A 19,737-nucleotide genomic window follows, 5' to 3' on the forward strand; every position below is an offset into this window, starting at 1 on the left:
TTTATATGATCGAACTTTATATTGTAATAGGAATTGTTGTCTTTTTATTGTTAGCTCTCATTGGTGTATTTGTATCCAAATACCGTACAGCTGGGCCAGATGAAGCCTTGATTGTGACAGGAAGTTATCTTGGGAGCAAAAATGTTCATATTGATGAATCTGGAAATAAAATAAAAATCATTCGCGGAGGAGGTACGTTTCTTCTTCCAGTGTTTCAACAAGCAGAGCCTCTTAGCTTGTTATCAAGTAAATTAGAAGTTACGACACCAGAAGTCTACACAGAACAAGGTGTACCTGTGATGGCGGATGGAACAGCTATTATCAAGATTGGTGGGTCAATCTCAGAAATTGCGACTGCCGCCGAGCAATTTTTAGGTAAGCCTAAAGAAGATCGTGAAAATGAAGCACGTGAAGTACTTGAAGGTCATTTACGCTCGATTTTAGGAAGCATGACCGTAGAAGAGATCTATAAAAATCGCGATAAATTTTCTCAAGAAGTACAACGAGTAGCCTCTCAGGATTTAGCGAAAATGGGCTTGATTATTGTTTCTTTTACCATCAAAGATGTTCGTGATAAAAACGGCTATTTAGATTCGTTAGGGAAGCCACGAATTGCTCAAGTGAAACGTGATGCGGATATAGCGACTGCTGAAGCAGAAAAAGAAACCCGTATTAAGCGTGCCGAAGCAAGTAAAGATGCACAAAAAGCAGAATTAGAACGTGCAACCGAAATTGCCGAAGCAGAGAAATCGAATAAAATGAAAATTGCCGAGTATCGCCAAGAACAAGATAAAGCGAAAGCAAGAGCCGACCAAGCATATGACCTAGAAACGGCTCGTTCGAAACAAGAAGTAACTGAGCAAGAGATGCAAATCCGTATTATTGAGCGTCAAAAGCAAATCGAACTGGAAGAAAAAGAGATCTTACGTCGTGAACGCCAGTATGATTCCGAAGTTAAGAAAAAAGCAGACGCCGATCGTTATTCCGTCGAACAAGCCGCTGCTGCGAATAAAGCGAGAGAAATGGCGGAAGCCGATGCCAATAAATACCGCATTGAAGCGATGGCGACAGCGGAAGCAGAACGTGTTCGAATTGATGGGGTCGCCAAAGCCGATGCTGAGCGTGCGCAAGGGGAAACAGATGCTGATATTATTCGCTTAAAAGGTTTAGCTGAAGCGGAAGCAAAACGGAAAATTGCTGAAGCATACGAGCAATTCGGAGAAGCTGCCGTACTAGATATGGTCTTGAAAATGCTTCCAGAGTATGCGAAACAAGTTGCGAGTCCTCTTGCCAATATCGATAAAATTACGGTTGTTGATACAGGAAGTGACAGTTCAAGTGGCGGAGCAAACAAGGTAACCGGATATGCAACAAACCTTATGTCTACAATGCAAGAAACGTTAAAAGCCTCTTCTGGAATTGATGTAAGAGAGCTTTTAGAGAATCTGTCAGGAAAAGGAAATGTGCGCCAAAGCATTGATCAACTTACCCATGATTTGAAAGAGTCGAAACAAAATCATGATGTAGAATAAAGTTTGTCAGGAAAGATCACTCTGGGGGAGTGATCTTTTTCTTTTATGTATAAGGAAATGAGAAAACATGGAAATGTCTATCATTCTATCAACACCTGAATTAGAAGCCATGGCCTCTTAAAAGAATGCAGAAAAAAATCATTAAGATTATGAAAACTTAGCTGATATGCATTATGCTAGAAACATCTAGTTTTCATTGAAAGGAAGATTAAAGTGGCAAGAGCACTGTTTGAACAAGCTGAAGAATTTATTACATTATGTTATACAGAGTTGAACAAGAAAGAGGATATAGCTTCAAGGTTGCAAGATATTCAAGAAGAAATTAACGAAACAAATACATATGTTCATACATTCGAGGAGCTTGAGCACGGAGCAAAAGTGGCCTGGCGGAATAGTAATCGCTGTATCGGCCGATTGTTTTGGAATTCACTCCATGTGTTTGATGAAAGAGATGCTACCGAAGCTGACGAAATATTTGCTGCTTTGGAGAGACATATTCGATTTGCTGGAAACGATGGGAAGATTCGCCCCACTATCACAATCTTTCGCCCATCAACAAATGGTAAGAAGGATGTGAGGATTTGGAATCATCAATTATTACGTTATGCAGGTTACACAACTGACGATAGTATCATTGGAGATTCGTCGTCGATGACGTTCACAAAAATGTGTGAAGAACTTGGCTGGAAGGGCGAAAAAACGTCCTTTGATCTCTTACCTTGGGTGATTGGAACAGATGAACAACCACTGGCTTGGCGAGAGGCACCGAAGCAGCTTGCGTTGGAAGTTACTTTGTCACATCCTGAATTTTCTTGGTTTCAGGATCTCGGGTTAAAGTGGTACGGTGTCCCCATTATTTCGGATATGCGCTTAGAAATTGGGGGGATACACTATACGGCTGCTCCGTTTAACGGTTGGTATATGGAAACAGAGATAGGAGCAAGAAATCTAGCTGATGAAAACCGTTACAATCTATTACCGAAAATAGCGAGTTGTATGAACTTAGACACCTCAAAGCAATGGACGTTGTGGAAAGACAAAGCACTTGTTGAACTAAATATAGCTGTTCTTTTTTCGTTTAAAGAAGCAGGAGTTAGTATTGTCGATCACCATACTGCTGCGGGTCAATTTCGTAAATTTGAACAAAATGAGATGAAAGAAAACCGTGAATTAACTGGTGATTGGTCATGGCTTATTCCACCTGTTTCACCTGCAACGACTCATGTGTTTCATAAAGAGTACGATAATACTTGGCAAGCAACCAACTATTATTATCAAGAAAAACTATTTTAAGGGAGCGTGGAGAGAATGAAGCTTCAAGCACACGTGGAAATGAGAATTCTTAAACCAATAGAAGAAGTATATGAGAGTATCGTTGATCCAAAAAAAATGTCGAGGTACTTTATTACTTCTGGAACAGCTCGTTTAGATGAGGGCAAGCCGGTTACCTGGACTTGGGCGGATTTTAACGCTGAACATAAAATAAACGTTCAAAAGGTTGAAAAAAATAAAGTAATTTCTTTTCAATGGTCCGCAAGCGGCGTGGAGACAACCGTACACATTTCGTTTACAAGAGATGGAAATTCTGAAACAATTGTAACCATTGAAGAAAGTGGTTGGGAGGCAAATGAGCAAGGAATCCAAAGGTATGGACAACAGACAACAGGATGGGTTCATATGGTTACTTGCTTAAAAGCCTACCAAGAAGATGGGGTCAATCTGAGAATGGGCGCATTTGCTAAAGGATAAAAAAATCTTACACACTTATCTTTGTGTAGCATAATTTTTCAAGTCCAAAGTACAAACCTACGGACTTTATGCTAAGGGTAATGAAAACGTCCCTTTTTTTCTGGGGATTTCTATCAAAATAGAAAAAACAAAAAAGCCAAAAACCAATATATAGTAGGTTCCGGGCTTCTTTTTCTCAATAATGGTACTTTTTCAGCGCTCTCATTGTAACTGCCGAGCTTCTAGGATTTTTACGTATACATTGTTGCGGTTTCATTCACTCATCAAGGGAATCTTTCATTTTTTCAGTGATTCCGTTCTGGAATATGAGACAAGTTACTCTCAAAGATTTTTACTGCGGTGTAAACCTGCGGAAAGAACAATAATCTTTGAGAAAGGCTCTTTTCGTACACATTTGGCTATTTCATCTGATTTTTGATTAAATCGCCCATTTCACAGTTTATTTCCATCAAAAATAGACAGATCTAGCTGCAGTGGCTAGGACTAGGGCGTTTCGTAAATGATACCCGAAACAAAGCTATTGTTGGTTTGGAATAAAGTTTGATCAAAACAACTAATAAACCTTAATAATATCGCTAACAAAAAGAAGCCAATTTGAAAAAAGATTGATCAAAATGGCTTCTTTTATTGTGAATTAGTGTACAATTTTTATAAAAAAGTTGAATCAAAAATTTTCATATATCTTCATACAGCAAAGTTTGCTTAAATGTTCACCTTCTAAAACGGTTTAACTTTTTTCAAGACATCGCATCTTTTTTATAAACGGTACGACTTTCTTCAAAACAATTAAACTTTGTTTTAATCCAACAGCTATGTCACCGTTTATAGACTGGTTCGAAAAGCAACAAGCTTTGCGACAACAGCCTTGAGAAAACTGTGTTTAATGATGATCATTATCAAGCATTTCAGGATGGAAGTTCTTCCGATACATTAAAAAGAGAGAAATCCAATATTTAAATTCATCAAAGAAAAGGGGCCGTTCATCGAAGGAGAACTCCTGAAAAAAATCTTCTAATTGATCTTCCTCTACTTCCTCAAGAATTCCGCTTATGGATATGGGATATTTTAAGCGCTGATATAAATCATCGTAACCATAATAATCAAACATTTCCTCTAACTGTTTCGCCTTCATTGATTCACCTACTTAAATTAGATTGTGCTGTATTATTACTCTTCCAAAAAATCTAAACTTTCATACTCATACTAGTCAATTTAGTTCTAACATAACAATCAAACCCCTTTTATAGCTGATAGGATGTAGTTAAAGGGATAATTTTACAAATAATAATGATAATATGTACGTAACCACACTGAAATATAAAAGAAAGACCATGCTATATTTAATCGTCATTTTAAACAAGGCAACTACTGACCCCATTTTTGAACGGCCGTAGTCACAACGGCAACCAATTGAGGTGAGATAAGCTTAGCGACGACGGACGCCACCACTAGAATTAGAGGCGATTAATAAGGAAGAACCCATGCCAATCTGACTTTCAGTGACAGGTTGTAAATTTTCAAATAGGGCATTGTTTGAAACAACAGATCGAGTGAAAAATACTTCTACCAAGCCAAGAATGGGAGAAACAGAGGGAAATAAGACACCCGTTTTAACAAGGACTAGACCTAGATAAGGTGATATTCCTGAATAGTTAGCAATAAAGGAAAATCCTAAAATAATGCAGACAGTGAAAATTGAAACTGAAAATTCTTTACCGGTCTCTAGTAGCGTAGTGAACCCCTCTCTCTTATTGATGCTTTAGAAGGCTCTTTGCGTATCCATTGTGACTATTTCATCTGATTTTTGACTAAATCCTCTACTTCATTGTTGATTTCTATTTAATGATTTCTTGTTGTAAGTTTTTATCTAAGATAGGCGAGAATACCTTTACCTTCAAGGAATGAGGAGGGCGAAGCCCATTGAGTAAGTGGGGTATTCTCGCCTCGAACAAAGGAAGGACTTTGCCATCTCAAATGTTCAACACACAAGCCGAAACAAACGTTCGTACATTTACTTCCGTTCGGGTATAATTAGGAAGGGTGTAGGTAATGAAAGTGAAAAAATCCTACAAATTCTGAATTTACTCAAACAAAACACAGATCATTTTAATCCATAAAATCATTGGTGGTTCTCGTTTCATGAGTTTAATAAATATTATTGGGAAAAGCAGAGTTGTGCTGTTCAATGGACCTCCTAAGGTGAATAAACCTTTGAAGAATGGCAGACTCCAAACAATGATAAACCCCGTTAAAATATAAAATGGTGACCAAGCTGAGATAATCTCTTTTTTATATGCTAGAGCAACAAAGCATGCGATCAGAGCCCATAAAAAGAGAGTTCAAAACGATTGATTCCAAAGAATCTGTAAGGCTTAGGGAAAGAGGATGATTTATTTGTTTAAGATATTAGTAGTTGATGATGATATCCATATGTTGAACTTTGTGGGAAAGGAACTTAGACAATCAGGCTATAGTGTGATTGAAACTACATCTGGGGATAGAGCTTTATTGATTCTGGAAACCGAATCGGTGGATTTAGCAGTAGTAGATGTTATGATGCCAGGCATCGATGGGTTTGAACTAACAAAAATTCTACGTTCCCATAATAATCTACCGGTTATCTTGCTTACAGCACGGCATCATATTGAAGACAAAGAGCGTGGCTTCTTAGCTGGTTCTGATGATTATATCGTAAAACCATTTGAGGCAAAAGAACTATTGTACCGGATAAAAGCGGTTTTGCGCCGGTATAATCATCCAGAGGACCACTTATTAGCCATTGGTTCTCTTGTAATTGACCTTAAAAGCTATGAAGTGCGATCATCGAAAGGAACTCTGCTGATCCCGCTAAAGGAGTTTGAGCTGTTGTCACTTCTTGCGTCAAATCCCCGACAAGTGCTTAGCAGGGAATTAATAATCGAACGCATTTGGGGAATTGATTTTCAAGGACTTGAACAAACTGTGAATGTTCATATTAAACGACTAAGGCAACGCTTACAACGATTCGCCCCAGATGTACAAATTAGAACTATAAGGGGTGTTGGCTACAAAATTGAGGTGGTCAAATGAGTCTTTATGTCAAGTTTATTTGGTTTACTTTTGCGACAATGTTAGTCAGCAGTATGATAGCCTTTTTCACAATGAATACCTATTATCATCAATATTTGAAAGTTGAAAATAACGAAAAAAACATGGCCATCGCTATTTCTTTCGCCAAATACTTAGATGGAAAAGAGTCAATTCAAGTTGAAGAAACCCTTAATCTGCTTGGTGGGGCGGGCTATCAACTTTACATTACAGATGGTGATAATGTGAACCGGTATGGAGGGGAATTCCGTGATGAGACGATCAGTGATTCGAACGTTCAACGAGTACTAAATGGGAAGATTTTTAATGGAATCCGTGATTTTCCGTTAGAAACCTTTGTCACTGGTTTTTTTTCGAATGAATTAAAGAATACAGTAGGTGTGCCTATAGAAATTGATGGTGAGCGAAATGCTCTCTTTTTGCGTCCGAATATTAAACTTCTTTTCCAAGAGCTCCATCTATTATTTGGCGGACTAGCTGTGGGTATTATTATCTTAAGCTTTATCGGTATGTTGATAGTTGCACGCCTGTTGATTCAACCGATTACAAAATTGACAGAAGCAACAGAGAAGATGGGAGATGAAACGTTCGATGTTCCGCTATCTATTAATAGAAAGGATGAAATTGGTCGTTTAGCTGATCAGTTTTTAAAAATGCGGGCTCAAATTGAGCGCTCCATTCTAAAGCGTAAAGAGTTTGTTCATAACGTTTCACACGATATCCAGTCGCCGCTCCATACGATACGTATCTATTTGCCTTTACTTCAGAAAAACGACATCAGTGAGAAAGAAAAAGTGAAGTATTCCAGCGTTATTCAAGAAGAAACAACCCGCATGTCATTACTGACTAAACAATTGTTAACTTTGGCATCTTTTGACGCGGAATCAGCCGATCTTGTTGATGAAGTCTTTATCGATCAACAGTTGCGGGACACTCTTTCCCACCTTCGTTATGCATTCGATGAAAAGGATATTGGAATTTCGGTTCAGTTGGAACCTATATGCCTTAAAGGAAATGCGGTTCTTCTTCAAACGGTTTGGGAGAATCTACTGACCAACGCTATTAAATACAGTGATCATGGTGGATTAATTGAAGTTCGGATGACATCCACCTCTGAATATATGATTTTGAATATCCAAGATGAAGGTGTCGGCATGTCAGTAATGGATACTAAGCACGCATTTGAACGATTTTACCGAGCTGATCAGGCACGTACGCGCTCAGTAAAGGGATCTGGATTAGGCCTCTCCATTGTTAAAGAAGTCATTGATTTACATAAGGGAACCGTTGAAATTTCAAGTGTCCTCGCTGAATATACCACCGTTCAAGTAAAAATTCCTATATTGTAAAGGAAAGTTAACCTTCCGTTCATGTTCACAGCCTATTCTAGGGTTGTGAGCATTTTTAATTGCAGCCATTTGGCGGGGATGTTTTTGGTTCCAAATTTGATGAACCGTTTGAAAGAAACATGGTTCGATACGTAGTTAAATAACCTAAACAACAAACAAAAATATAATTTTTTGTGCATCTTGCGTTCACTCAAGCTGTATTGAATTAAGATATCAAAAACGGAGGAATCTTTATGAACATGGCATTGAAAGAAATTAGGAAGAGTAAACTAAGATTTATGATACTTGGTTCAATCATTTTTCTCATTAGTTTTCTAACGTTTATTATTTCGGGGTTGGCGAATGGGTTATCACAAGATAATGCTGGGTTGATTAAAGATTTTCCAGATGGTCAATTTTATCTGAATGCCGATGCAGATGGAACGTACAATTTGTCCAGAATAGAGCGTAATGTCCAAGACAAAATGTTGACCGAACATAAGGATGCAGTAGCGCTCTCCATTCAAATGGGCTTTTTGAATGATGGTTACGACAAACAACGAAGCGTCGCTTTTGTCAGTTCAACCGATTCAAAATTATTCAAAGATGTCAAAGATGGGGAAATCATACTGAATCGCTCATTGGCAGACGCAGGTATTAAAGTCGGAGATACTTTAACGAACAACCAATTGAGTGGTGAGTTTACTGTCAAAGGTTTTGTTGATCAAAAAAAATACAGCCATGCACCTGTCGCTTTTATCAACATAGAGAACTACAAAGAAATGTATAGGGTGAATGAAATGCAAATGGTTTTTGTTCCTGAAGGGAATGAAGTTCCAGCTGTTACAGGATTAGAGTCTTTCTCGGATAAACAGTTTCTTAATACCATTCCTAGTTACAATGCTGAGCAATTGTCCCTAAATATGATTGTGTGGTTTTTAGTAGTTATTAGCGGGATGTTGTTTGCTATCTTCTTCTACATGTTGAATGTTCAAAAAATTGGGTTGTATGGCATTCTAAAAGCAATAGGTGTAAAAACGAGTGCTCTGTTCAAAATGATGTGGATTCAAATGTTTATTATTTCTATCATTTCACTTGGTTTATCTATTGCCTTCAGTCAAGGTTTTAATGTGATTGCACCTGAAGGAATGCCTTTCAGTTTAACAGTTGAATCATCTATCCGCTTGTCAATTGTCTTCCTAATTATTGGATTTATAGGGGCAACATTTTCAGGTATCCAAATCAAAAAGGTTGAACCGTTGAAAGCGATTCAACAAGGAGAGGTTTAACATGTCAATTTTTACCATTAAAGAAATTAGAAAAACGTTTACCAATGGTAACGTGAAGGAAGAGGTATTGAAGGGAGTTAATCTTTCTTTTGAAAAAGGAGAAATCATAGCGTTAGTGGGTGCTTCTGGCTCAGGTAAAAGTACGCTTCTGACAATTGCAGCAGGACTTCAATCTGCATCAGACGGAGAAATACGATTCGAAGGAAAAAATTTGACTGCAATGAGTCAAGAGCAAGTACGTAAAATAAGAGCAAGTGATTTCGGTTTCGTGTTTCAGTCTGCGCATCTCGTTCCTTTTCTCACAGTAGAAGAACAACTGATGCTCATGTTTGATGTCTCTGATTCAAAATTAAAGAAAAGTGAGCAAAGAATAGAAATTGTCAATCTTCTAAAATCAATCGGTATGTGGCACCGAAAAGATTCCTACCCATCTTCCTTGTCTGGTGGGGAGAAGCAGCGTGTTGCGATTGCTCGAGCAATCATTCATAAACCCAAAATGTTATTTGCAGATGAACCGACTGCAAGCTTAGACTCAAAGAAATCTAAAGAGATTATGAAATTAATCCAAAATTTAACCAAAACATTGAACATAACAACATTGATGGTAACGCATGACGAAGAAATGTATTCTTATGCTGATTGTATTGTTAAAATGAATGACGGATTGGTGAAGTGAAGCCTGAAATTTTTTTTATTTGAAAAAATGAGTATCCCTTTTGCTCAGAATTTTGTAAGGATGTCCAAAAAGATGTCCAGATTGTTGACGAAAGCAATGCTAGTCTAGTACTTGAAGAAGTTTACTATGAACAAGTTTATTTAATCGCTTTAATAAAAGTTTTTCATTTTATCGAACTTGTAGTGAATCCGTTAGCACAGCTAAAAAACACTTATCAAGTCACACTTGGAATCGAAATGGAAATCCGATAGCTGCACCATCATTCACAGAAATGGTACATGACTCCAATTGGATTAACTTTGTTCAAAAAAGAAGACAAATTCAATTATTTCTATGATTTACTTCAGGAAGCGATTCGTTATTTTGATAGATACTGCTGACAATGTTACCAAGACTCAAGTAAGATAGGTTTGAGTTACTTGTGAGAAAGGAAAGTATGATCCTTCTGAATATGAATTGAAAGAAGTAAAACTTTGATTGTACATCCCCCCTTTAAGAGACCGATGGATAGTCTATTTCTTTCAACCTATGGACTTAATGCGAATGAAAATCTACGAGAACTAGGACCTTATATAAGCCTTTACTAATTTGTATACTTAAAAAATTGGAGCGGAAGGCACTCGACTCCTCGAAAATGACGTGTCATTTCCTTCGTGCGATGTGAATTCTAGATGCTCTTTCAATGTCCTGCGGGATTAGCGGGACAGGTGAGACCCAGGTGCCGTACCTACTGGAACGGCACCCGGGTTCCGTACCCACTGGAACGGAACCTTCCATGGAGGCTCACCGCCCGCCCCGCGGAAAGCGAGTGCCTGGAGCGGAAATCTATAACCTAGTTTGAAATTGAAAGTTCAACGATATTGCAAGTCAGGAAGAGAATCTTATATCAACTGAAACAGTGAGTCTTTCTGAGCTAACGGCATACTCATTTTTGAAAATAAATACTGTTACGAAGTGATCATTATATTTATGTCTATAATAACTACGAAATCTGTTTTTAAAAAGGCTGTGTGCAAAAAGAAAGTTGCTTTTCGCATAAGAACCTAAATATTGAATTAGAATGACTTCGGGTGATTTGTTCGAATCATTTCGAATGTTTTTCTGGCAATTAGCTTATTTTCTTTACGGCTCTCTTCCATAAATTTTTGAACTTAGTGCAATAATAAAAAATCGAGTATATAATCTTGGCGATTACATACTCGATTTGCGTTGTTATTACTTTTGTTTCTGTTTCTCCTCGTTACCTGGTATAAACTGGTTCTATGGCGGCTTAAATGAGCAGGCTTCACTGCGTGTACTGCCAGATGTCTGCCGTCCCTGGGCAGCCACTTCTGCTTTTCATGATCCAGCTGCAGTGGCTAGCAGCTATGGGACAAATAACATCCAACTCCAAAGGTCAGGACCTTCTCCGTTGGATAACATTTGCCCGCCGCTGCTGGGCGAGCCACTTCTGCTTTTCGTGATTCAGCTACAGTGGCTCTGAGGCTCGGGTCAAATGAATAACTCTCCAGTGATGCAGGCATCACCTACGAGCTCTTCATTTGCCTGCCGCCTCAAAGCGAGCCACTTTCGCTTTTCTTGTTACTTTATGGCTTTTTGTAGTCTGGTTATGATGGATAGGGATTTTCCTGTTCCGATTGCCACTGATTCTAGTGGGTTCGGTGCAATGTGAATGGGGACGATGATTTCTTTTTGAAACCATTCTTGTATCCCGTTAATTAATGCTCCTCCTCCGGTTAGGACGATTCCGCGATCGACGATGTCACCACTTAGTTCTGGTGGACAATTTTCTAAAGCTGTCTTGGCTGTATCGAGTATATTTAATAATGATTCTTTAAGCGCTCCTTGAATTTCATAAGAAGACAAGGTAATGGTTTTAGGTAATCCGGAAACTAAATCACGACCTCGAATGTCGATGAATTGTTCCTCATGATCGACTAGTGCATAACCTATTTCTTTTTTGATTTCTTCAGCGGTTCTTTCGCCAATCAAAACATTGTACTTTTTTCTAACGAATTGAATGATGTCCTCATCCATTTGGTCTCCGCCTACTCTAATGGAATTACAGTCAACTACGCCCCCGTAGGAGAGGATTGCTACTTCTGTCGTTCCTCCACCAATATCAATCACAGCATTTGCAATTGGTTCATCGACAGGAAGATCTGCTCCTATTGCAGAAGCAAGTGTTTCTTCGATCAATGTGACACTTCTAGCTCCTGCTACTTTAAAGGCGTCTTCAATTGCTCTTCTCTCGACTGATGTTGCTCCTGACGGGGTACAAATGACAAGGTCCGGTTTTCTAAAATTAAAGCCTACTATTTTGCCGACTCTTTTCATAATTAATTTTATCATTTCGGTAGTAACCTGGAAATTTGCTATTACTCCATTTCTCAACGGACGGATTGCTTGAACGTGTGCAGGGGTTTTTCCAATCATATGCTTAGCGTCATGTCCGACGGCTAGTACTTCATTCGTTTTTGTATTAATCGCTACGACGGAAGGTTCATTAAAGATAATACCTTTTGTTTTGCTATAAACAAGAATATTTGCCGTGCCTAAGTCGATTCCTAATTCTGTATTTCCAAACATAATATGTTTCCTCCAAGTGTAAAAATAGACTATCTTTATATTGTTTCTACCCGGTACCCTGATTATATGACCGTCAATCAATTGGATAATTTTACGCAAAAAGAATTGTTACAAGAGTGAAGAAGCAAAAAACGCCTGAATACCTTGATAACGTAAGGAAAGCGGTCCAAAAGTAGGTTTGGTTGTAATATTTACTTAATCTGTTTGTAAAAATATTTTATTTGGTTTAGTAAATTTCTTAGACTTGTGAATGGGGTACTGATTTGTATGAAACAAAACAAAACCACCTTGCCAAGGTGGTTTTGTTTAAAGTGTGAAACGATCTAACCTTTTTTCATTTCGGCGGTCATGCTATTTAAGGTATGAATCCGTTCGTCCAATTGTTTAAACGCACGTAGTTGTTCTTCGGTAGATGCTGAAATCTCCTCTGTTCCCGCTGCTGTTTCTTCGGTAACTGCCGAGATGACCTCTAATGTCATCTTATTTGAAGTGTTCATCCCTGCACTTAAGGAGTTTATTTGACTGTAGATATCAGATACTTGAGTAGAGATGTTTTCAAATGCACTCTCGGTTTCACTCATTGATTCTACTTGTTGTTTTGTTAAATGATGTCCCGTTTCAGTAGAAGCAACAATGTTTGAAATCCCATTCTTAATATTGTTTACCATTGTAGCAATCGAATGAGTCGATCGACTTGAATCCTCAGCAAGCTTTCTGACTTCTTCCGCTACCACTGCGAAACCTTTTCCAGCTTCAAGGGCTGCAGGCAAGTAAGTTGGTTTGATCCGCAATTTCGCGAACAGATTTAGCGGCATTCTCAATTTCACCTGTATATTGGGCGAATTTTTCAACATCCCCTTTGATATTTTGGGGAGATGAAGAGAGTTCGGTGGCAAATTGAAGTTGTTTTTGAACAGACTGTCGACCTAGTTCAACGGATTCAAGTGCATACTTACTTGCTTGAGATGATTTCTCACTTTCCGTGCGGTTCTTTTCGAATTCTGTCATCATATCATTCATCATCGAAGCAGTTGATTGAATATCCTCAGATATACTTTGACTGCCTTCATTTAAATTTTTCATTTGATAGGTAACTTCGTCAGAGAATTCATTGACTTTTACACTAATGGCATCCACAGACGAAACGGTTTGACGAAGATTTTCGACCATGTTTCTAAAGGCGATTTTTAATTTATCAACTTCGTAATGGCTATTCTCATTTACATCATCGGCAAGTTGAACGGCTAAATTACCAAAGGCAACTTCTTCCGCTTGATTGACAACTTCGTTCAGTGGACGAACAATTCGTCTTGATAGAACCCATGAAAGACTGGCAGAAACGATGATAAGAACAACCATGCTAATAATTGAAATGGTAATAATAAGGGCAATTTTTCGCTCGGTTTGTTCAACTAATGCTTCGTACCATTCTTTGGCTTCTTTATCTAATAAAAACATATCATTAAGGATACCAGAGAAACGGATGGATTGACGCTAGATTTCTGCTTGATTTTCTTCTTTGAATGCCTTATTCGTGGCAGAATTAAGGTCATTAAATTTCCCTTCGACTTTACTTAATAGAGTTGCTTGAACTGGATCAGTCAGTTTTTCTTTTAAAGCGAGAATATCTTCATTTACTAATTTTAAAAAATTTAATGCCTCTGTTTTGTTTGCTTCAGAAGGATTATGAGCATAGTTGGATAGGGTTTGCTTGGTTATATTCAAATCACCTTTTAGTACTTCTGTATTTAAGAGGACTTTTACATCGTCCTTGGCAGAGGTATGAACATTATTCATTTGAACAACCATCGAGATAATAATTAATGATGAAAGAATCAAAGGTACGAGGCCAATAATTAATAGTCTTTTTCGTAATGTCATTGTTGAAACTCCTTTACTTGGTTGACTGTACAGTCAGGCTACCAGAAATGATTTTTTCACGTGCTGACTCTATTAAATTCACTTCTTCAGGTAACAGTTCGTGAGCTCTAATCGGTGCCAAAGCTACCCCATTTTCAATTAGTCCTAATTCATATACGGATTGAGAAAGTGTTCCCGTCTCTAATAATTCTTTTGTAATATTATATACAGCAACGTCAATATTTTTTAGCATCGAGGTAACCACCGCTTTTTCAGCAATGAAAAATTGATCGGAATCAACGCCTGCCCCCCATACATTTGCATCTTGAGCGGCTTGAAGCGCTCCAAATCCAGTATATCCAGCAGCAGGATAAATGAAATCAACCCCAATCTTCATTTGTTTTTTTGTAATAGTACGTCCTAATCCGGCGTCTCCAAAATTGTTTGCATAATCAGTGAAAACTTCAATTCCAGGATTGACGTACTTTGCTCCTTGTGTAAAACCGACTTCAAATTTATGAATTAAAGGGAAATCGGCTCCGCCGATGAATCCTATTTTATTTGTCCTAGTGGTCATGGCTGCAACCATACCAACTAGAAAGCTTCCTTCATGCTCTATAAAAGAGACAGAAGTCACGTTTTCTAGCTCTGAGATTCCATCGATAAGTAAAAAGCGTTGCTCGGGCTTTTCCTGTGCGACTTTTTCTAAAGCCTCCTGTACGGCAAAGCCAAGGCTGATAACAAGGTCATTTTCTTGCTTGATGAGCTCTTCTAACTGCCCTTCATTATTCCCGTCTATAGCTTCTCTATAATCAAAGAGAACACCTAATTCATCTCGTGCATTCTCCAGACCTCGAAAAGCAGAGTCATTAAAAGACTCGTCGCCTAATCCAACATCGGATAGTAAAATACCAATTTTATACTCTTTTTCCTGCTTTGAATGTGGTGATCAGGATGGGGTGCATCCGCCTAGGAGCAAAAGTCCACAAATTATAACCAATATATAATTTTTTTTCATGTTGTACCTCCTAATGTCATTTGAAAAGTTGTGAGATTGTGTTTCGATAGTTATATCGTCAGAAGAACTTGTTTTGTTAGATAAAATAAAGGAATATTGGAAGAAAAAGTATTGTGGAAATTTCAAATTGTAGGTGAAGGTTTAATGGGGGATTGTAATATAAGAACACAGAAAAAGCCAGTTGAAGCAAGAGCTTCAACTGGCTGAAAAATTAATGAATTTATGCCCAGTTTCCGTTGCGGAAAATAGGTTCCTTTGTTTCATCTTCTTTAATTCCATCAATATTCATTTTTTCTGAACCAATCATAAAGTCAACATGAGTAATACTTGAATTTAGACCATTTTCATCTAGTTCCTCTGGAGACATTGTTTTCCCACCCTCTATACAGAATGCATAGGCATTTCCAATGGCTAAATGATTGGAGGCATTTTCATCAAATAATGTGTTATAAAATAAAACATTAGATGATGAGATTGGTGAATGATGAGGAACTAGAGCAACTTCCCCCAAATAATGAGAGCCTTCGTCTGTCGCAACAAGATTTTTTAGAATATCTTCGCCCTGCTCCGCCTTAACGTCCACGATACGTCCGTTTTCGAACGTAACAGTGAAGTTATCGATAATATTCCCACCATAGCTTAATGGCTTGGTACTAGAAACTGTGCCATTTACTCCTGTTTTTAGTGGAACAGTGAAAACTTCTTCTGTTGGCATATTGGCCATAAAGGTATGTCCTTGTTCATTGACACTCCCTGCTCCTACCCATAGGTGGCCCTTTGGAAGTTCGATCGTTAAATCAGTACCAGGTGCTGTGTAATGAAGCTTTTGATAGTTTTTTTCATTTAAATAATCGACTTTTTGATGCAAAGCTTGATCATGTTCTTTCCAAGCAACGACCGGATCAGCTTGGTCGACGCGGACAGCTTTAAAAATCGCATCCCAAAGCTTTTCTACAGCTTGGTCATTGTCTTCATTTGGGAAGACAAGTTTAGCCCAATCTTCTGAAGGTGCAGCCACAACAGCCCAACTTACCTTATCTGATTGAATAAAGCGACGGTATTCTTTCATAGCAGCACCGGCTGCTTTTTGGAAATTCGAAATCCGTTCAGGATTCACGCCCTTTAATAATTGCGGTGAAGAAGAAACAACTGACATGAAGGCAGCCCCGTTTTTAGCGTATTCTTCCAAGGCATTTGCACGCCATTTAGGGAATTCAGTAAATGCTTCATCAGGAGCTAAATCATATGTATAGCGTGAAACAACATCGTCACCCCAGAATACGTTCACATTTTTTGCGCCGACTTCGTATGCTTTTTTTACGACTAATCGGACAAATTCTGCTGAGTCAATCGTAGCATTCACAATTAAGGTTTGATTTTCTTGAATGTTCACGCCAACTTTGACGACAAGCTCAGCGTATTTCTCAAGATTTTGTTGAAAATTATTCATTTTTTTCCTCTCCTTTAATATGTAGTCTTACTCATTGTATCAAGGCTACCTAGGAATGCAAATTTTTGATTCTGAGTTTTCGGATTCTTTCTTCAACCATATATTCCTCAATCCATTGAATAAGCCTATTGATTGACAGTGAGTGGACTTGTATGACCAGTATTTCCCTCAGGTTAATCGGACCATATACAAAAATTCATAGATGACTGAACATAAAATAGTTTTTTACAAGTCAAAAAATTCAGTTGAAGTTTACGTTAACGTCAATGATAAAATAGGATGTAAAGAAGGTGTGTCTATGGAAAAAACGATTTCACAATTAGCAAAAGATTTCTCTCTCTCATCAAGAACCCTTCGGTATTACGAAGAGTTAGAGTTGCTTGCTCCAAAACGAGAAAGCGGGAGACGAATTTACCGAAAGAAAGATGTAACGAGGCTGAAGCTTATCATTCGCGGAAAAAAATATGGATTTAGTCTAGACGAAATAAAGGAAATGGTTTTACTTTTTGATCAGGATCCAACTGGGAAGCAACAGCTCGACCTAACAATTCAATATGGTGAAAAAAAAGTAAGCCAAATTGCAAACAGAATTAGTGAGCTTGACAAAATCAAAAGAGAAATGGAAGAAAGACTAGAGCATCTGCGGCAATTAAAATAACTCATCATAGAAAGAACATCCTGGAGTGTTGATTAATGAGAGGAGAGAGAAATATGAATTTTTATCAAAATGATTCCCTATTAAAAGACATTTTAAAACATCAGTTAGAGGATGATTTCTTTCAATGGGCGGACGGAGAGCTAACTGAATACGGTCAGTTATGTGGTACGGAGATAGATGAACGAGCGAAACATACGGATCGTGAAGGGCAGCCAAAACTGCTAAAATATGATCGCTTTGGGAATGATGTGTCTGAGGTATGGCTCAATGAAGGATACAAACAAACGATTCGTGATACGTATGAGCGAGGAATTGTTGGGTATATTCATAAGGCGATACCATTGCTAGGGAGAACAGGGAACTATACTTATTCTTTTGCGCAAGGATACTTACTTTCTCAATCAGAACCAGGATTTTATTGTCCCGTTACGTTGACGATGGCTACCGCTTATCTGCTCGATCATTATGGTAGTGACGAAGTTAAGAACCGCTTTTTACCTCATATTCTTTCAACGGGGGAAGTTGAACTATATGAGGGAGCGACATTCTTAACCGAAAGACAAGGAGGTTCTGATGTCGGAGCCAATGTTGTGAGTGCAAAACTGACGGAGAACGGCTCGTATCAGTTATATGGTGAAAAATATTTTGCCTCGAATGCAGGAGCTTGTGGGGTTGCGATGGTTTTAGCACGAAGAGAGGGAGCTGCAGAAGGAACGAGAGGCTTGAGCTTATTCGCAGTTCCGTGGCGAAACAACAACGGTTCTGTAAATCAAATCACCATTCGGCGCTTGAAAGATAAACTAGGTGTTCGTGCGGTTCCTTCTGCTGAAATTGTATTTGAAGGATCGGAGGCTTATTTAGTAGGAGAGGCTGCAAAAGGAATTCACTATATGATGGAAGCACTGAATTTATCAAGAGTTTGCAACGCAATCGCTTCTATCGGCATTATGAAAAGAGCGTATGAGGAAGCGAAAACCTACGCAATGGAAAGAGAGGCGTTTGGCAAGAGGCTTACAAGCTATCCGATGATTCGTGAATCACTCGTGAAGATGTCTGTGAAGCATGAAGTTGACACACGAGCAATTTTTTCCTTGATTTCATTATTTGAAAAAGTTATGAAGAAAGGAAGTTCAGCGACAGACGAAGAAAAAGTATTGAACCGCCTTTTGATTGCTTTATTGAAGAAAGAATCAGCTGAACAATCGATTCACTTTGCCCATGAAGCGATTGAAATGCATGGTGGAAATGGCTATATTGAAGATTTTGTTACTCCTCGCTTACTCCGTGATGCACAAGTACTAACCGTATGGGAAGGAACCGCCAATGTATTAGGTTTAGAGGTATTGAGACTGATGAACCGTTATCAAGCCCATGCCTTGTTTATTGAAAAAATGGAGAAAGAATACTCACACTTAACAACTGAGCAACAGCAAATAGGGAAAGAGGTTATTTCCGGTTTAGCGCAATTAAAGGAGCTAACGGAATACAGCATGAATAGTTCAGAAGATGTTCAGACTTATCATTGCAAAAGAATAGCTAGATTGATGACATATATTTATGAGAGCATAGTAATATTAAAGGTTATTTCAACACCAAGAAGTCGAAAAGTAGCAGAAGTATTTCTTCGTGATACATGGCAGAAAGAAGAGTGGAAAGATGAAAAATTGTTAGGGCATCAATACTTTGATGATATTGTTCTGCATAAAGCACATCAAGGGGTATAAACGGTTTAAACCTAGACGAATGAATCATTCCCTTATATAATGAGGCTGAAATAGATGGAAGATTGAGTCGGGGGGATAAAATTGTCACACGCCACACTATTATTAAGAATTTCAGCAATTTACGCGCTAATTGGAGCGTTTATGGGCTCGCATATGGCTGGAGCAGGGTCCTATGAGTTTCGTCCGATTCATGCTCATATTTTGGTTGTTGGTTGGTTAAGCTTATTTGCTTTTTCCACCTATTATCGATTATATGATGTACCGAAAAAATCCAAACTGGCTTTTTTACATGTATGGACAGCTATTCTTGGATCAATTGGGCTGACACTGGGAATGTATTTTTATAATGTAAATCCATTTCAATTCGCGGAAAGCTTTACGATGGTATTTTATATTGCGGGCGGAAGTACATTATTAATCAGCTTTCTACTGTTCGTCCTATTAACATTTAAATATTCAAAGTAAGAGAAAATGACTTATGAGCAGAAAATAGGCTGCCCATAAGTCATTTTTTCTTTTTATTAGGCTGTTTTTGCAAAGCTTGTTGTTTTTCGGATCAGTTGATCATCTACAATATAGCTTTGTTTTGGGCATCATTTCGTCTATTTCTGATAGAAATCAACAGTGAATTGGAGGATTTAATCAAAAGTATGATGAAAAAGCAACAATGGATACTTTTTGTGTCCATTGTTGCTATTCAATACTAACCTCAATGGAATTCTTTATTTTGGTAATGATTTCTTCCGAGAATATGCCCTAAACCAATCTTTTTACGGT

Annotated in this window: 20 protein-coding genes; 10 read left to right on the top strand and 10 right to left on the bottom strand. The window is 38.2% G+C overall.

Annotated features, from left to right (window positions below; genetic code table 11):
* Positions 1-5 precede the first annotated feature (5 nt).
* The 3 genes from floT to U8D43_RS09815 all read left to right on the top strand — a co-directional run bounded on the left by floT (position 6) and on the right by U8D43_RS09815 (position 3,281).
* Positions 6-1,532 (top strand): flotillin lipid rafts scaffold protein FloT, encoded by a 1,527-nt coding sequence (floT, locus tag U8D43_RS09805; protein ID WP_335871005.1) that lies wholly within the window; start codon positions 6-8, stop codon positions 1,530-1,532.
* Positions 1,533-1,739: 207 nt separating this feature from the next.
* The gene (locus tag U8D43_RS09810) at positions 1,740-2,825 is read left to right on the top strand and encodes a nitric oxide synthase oxygenase (RefSeq protein ID WP_335871105.1); all 1,086 of its coding nucleotides are present in this window, start codon (positions 1,740-1,742) and stop codon (positions 2,823-2,825) included.
* 15 nt (positions 2,826-2,840) lie between these two features.
* Positions 2,841-3,281, top strand: a complete 441-nt coding sequence (locus U8D43_RS09815) for an SRPBCC domain-containing protein (RefSeq protein WP_335871006.1) — start codon at positions 2,841-2,843, stop codon at positions 3,279-3,281.
* Between the two features lie 880 nt (positions 3,282-4,161).
* On the opposite strand, the gene U8D43_RS09820 is transcribed toward U8D43_RS09815, so the two are convergent.
* From U8D43_RS09820 to U8D43_RS20975, 3 genes are all read right to left on the bottom strand, one after another.
* Positions 4,162-4,413, bottom strand: a complete 252-nt coding sequence (locus U8D43_RS09820) for a hypothetical protein (protein WP_335871007.1) — start codon at positions 4,411-4,413, stop codon at positions 4,162-4,164.
* Between the two features lie 294 nt (positions 4,414-4,707).
* Positions 4,708-5,037 carry an L-lactate permease gene (locus U8D43_RS20970; protein WP_442893589.1) on the bottom strand — a complete coding sequence of 110 codons (330 nt, stop codon included), beginning with the start codon at positions 5,035-5,037 and terminating at the stop codon, positions 4,708-4,710.
* A 325-nt stretch (positions 5,038-5,362) separates the two neighbouring features.
* Positions 5,363-5,602: an L-lactate permease gene (locus tag U8D43_RS20975; protein WP_442893590.1), complete on the bottom strand. Its 240-nt coding sequence runs from the start codon at positions 5,600-5,602 to the stop codon at positions 5,363-5,365.
* 73 nt (positions 5,603-5,675) lie between these two features.
* Between U8D43_RS20975 and U8D43_RS09830 the strand changes: the two genes are divergently transcribed.
* From U8D43_RS09830 to U8D43_RS09845, 4 genes are all read left to right on the top strand, one after another.
* Positions 5,676-6,350 carry a response regulator transcription factor gene (locus U8D43_RS09830; protein WP_335871008.1) on the top strand — a complete coding sequence of 225 codons (675 nt, stop codon included), beginning with the start codon at positions 5,676-5,678 and terminating at the stop codon, positions 6,348-6,350.
* Positions 6,347-7,717 carry a sensor histidine kinase gene (locus U8D43_RS09835; RefSeq protein WP_335871009.1) on the top strand — a complete coding sequence of 457 codons (1,371 nt, stop codon included), beginning with the start codon at positions 6,347-6,349 and terminating at the stop codon, positions 7,715-7,717. Before U8D43_RS09830 ends, U8D43_RS09835 begins: the two co-directional genes overlap by 4 nt.
* A 233-nt stretch (positions 7,718-7,950) precedes the next feature.
* Positions 7,951-8,985, top strand: a complete 1,035-nt coding sequence (locus U8D43_RS09840) for an ABC transporter permease (protein ID WP_335871010.1) — start codon at positions 7,951-7,953, stop codon at positions 8,983-8,985.
* 1 nt (position 8,986) lies between these two features.
* Positions 8,987-9,661, top strand: a complete 675-nt coding sequence (locus tag U8D43_RS09845) for an ABC transporter ATP-binding protein (protein ID WP_335871011.1) — start codon at positions 8,987-8,989, stop codon at positions 9,659-9,661.
* A gap of 1,358 nt (positions 9,662-11,019) precedes the next feature.
* Here the strand turns inward: U8D43_RS09845 and U8D43_RS09850 are convergent.
* From U8D43_RS09850 to U8D43_RS09880, 7 genes are all read right to left on the bottom strand, one after another.
* The gene (locus U8D43_RS09850; RefSeq protein ID WP_335871012.1) at positions 11,020-11,184 is read right to left on the bottom strand and encodes a hypothetical protein; all 165 of its coding nucleotides are present in this window, start codon (positions 11,182-11,184) and stop codon (positions 11,020-11,022) included.
* Positions 11,185-11,242: 58 nt separating this feature from the next.
* Complete coding sequence (gene mreBH / locus U8D43_RS09855; protein WP_335871013.1) at positions 11,243-12,250, bottom strand: rod-share determining protein MreBH; 1,008 nt, start codon at positions 12,248-12,250, stop codon at positions 11,243-11,245.
* A gap of 323 nt (positions 12,251-12,573) precedes the next feature.
* Positions 12,574-13,065, bottom strand: coding sequence for a methyl-accepting chemotaxis protein (locus tag U8D43_RS09860; RefSeq protein ID WP_335871014.1), 492 nt, complete (start codon positions 13,063-13,065; stop codon positions 12,574-12,576).
* A complete protein-coding gene (locus tag U8D43_RS09865; RefSeq protein WP_335871015.1) occupies positions 13,004-13,708 on the bottom strand; it encodes a methyl-accepting chemotaxis protein in 705 nt (234 codons plus the stop codon). The genes U8D43_RS09860 and U8D43_RS09865 overlap by 62 nt, the downstream gene beginning before the upstream one ends.
* 36 nt (positions 13,709-13,744) lie before the next feature.
* Positions 13,745-14,131 carry a hypothetical protein gene (locus U8D43_RS09870; RefSeq protein ID WP_335871016.1) on the bottom strand — a complete coding sequence of 129 codons (387 nt, stop codon included), beginning with the start codon at positions 14,129-14,131 and terminating at the stop codon, positions 13,745-13,747.
* 13 nt (positions 14,132-14,144) lie between these two features.
* Positions 14,145-15,026, bottom strand: a complete 882-nt coding sequence (locus tag U8D43_RS09875; RefSeq protein ID WP_335871106.1) for a BMP family lipoprotein — start codon at positions 15,024-15,026, stop codon at positions 14,145-14,147.
* A gap of 322 nt (positions 15,027-15,348) precedes the next feature.
* Positions 15,349-16,578, bottom strand: a complete 1,230-nt coding sequence (locus tag U8D43_RS09880) for an aminopeptidase (protein WP_335871017.1) — start codon at positions 16,576-16,578, stop codon at positions 15,349-15,351.
* Positions 16,579-16,876: 298 nt separating this feature from the next.
* Between U8D43_RS09880 and U8D43_RS09885 the strand changes: the two genes are divergently transcribed.
* The 3 genes from U8D43_RS09885 (at position 16,877) to U8D43_RS09895 (ending at position 19,425) form a co-directional block, all read left to right on the top strand.
* Positions 16,877-17,236, top strand: coding sequence for a MerR family transcriptional regulator (locus U8D43_RS09885; protein ID WP_335871018.1), 360 nt, complete (start codon positions 16,877-16,879; stop codon positions 17,234-17,236).
* Between the two features lie 53 nt (positions 17,237-17,289).
* On the top strand, positions 17,290-18,960 hold the full coding sequence (locus U8D43_RS09890) for an acyl-CoA dehydrogenase family protein (protein WP_335871019.1): 1,671 nt from the start codon (positions 17,290-17,292) through the stop codon (positions 18,958-18,960).
* Between the two features lie 81 nt (positions 18,961-19,041).
* Positions 19,042-19,425, top strand: coding sequence for a hypothetical protein (locus U8D43_RS09895; RefSeq protein ID WP_335871020.1), 384 nt, complete (start codon positions 19,042-19,044; stop codon positions 19,423-19,425).
* Positions 19,426-19,737 lie beyond the last annotated feature (312 nt).

It is taken from the genome of Bacillus sp. 2205SS5-2, assembly GCF_037024155.1.
Classification (GTDB): domain Bacteria; phylum Bacillota; class Bacilli; order Bacillales; family Bacillaceae_K; genus Bacillus_CI.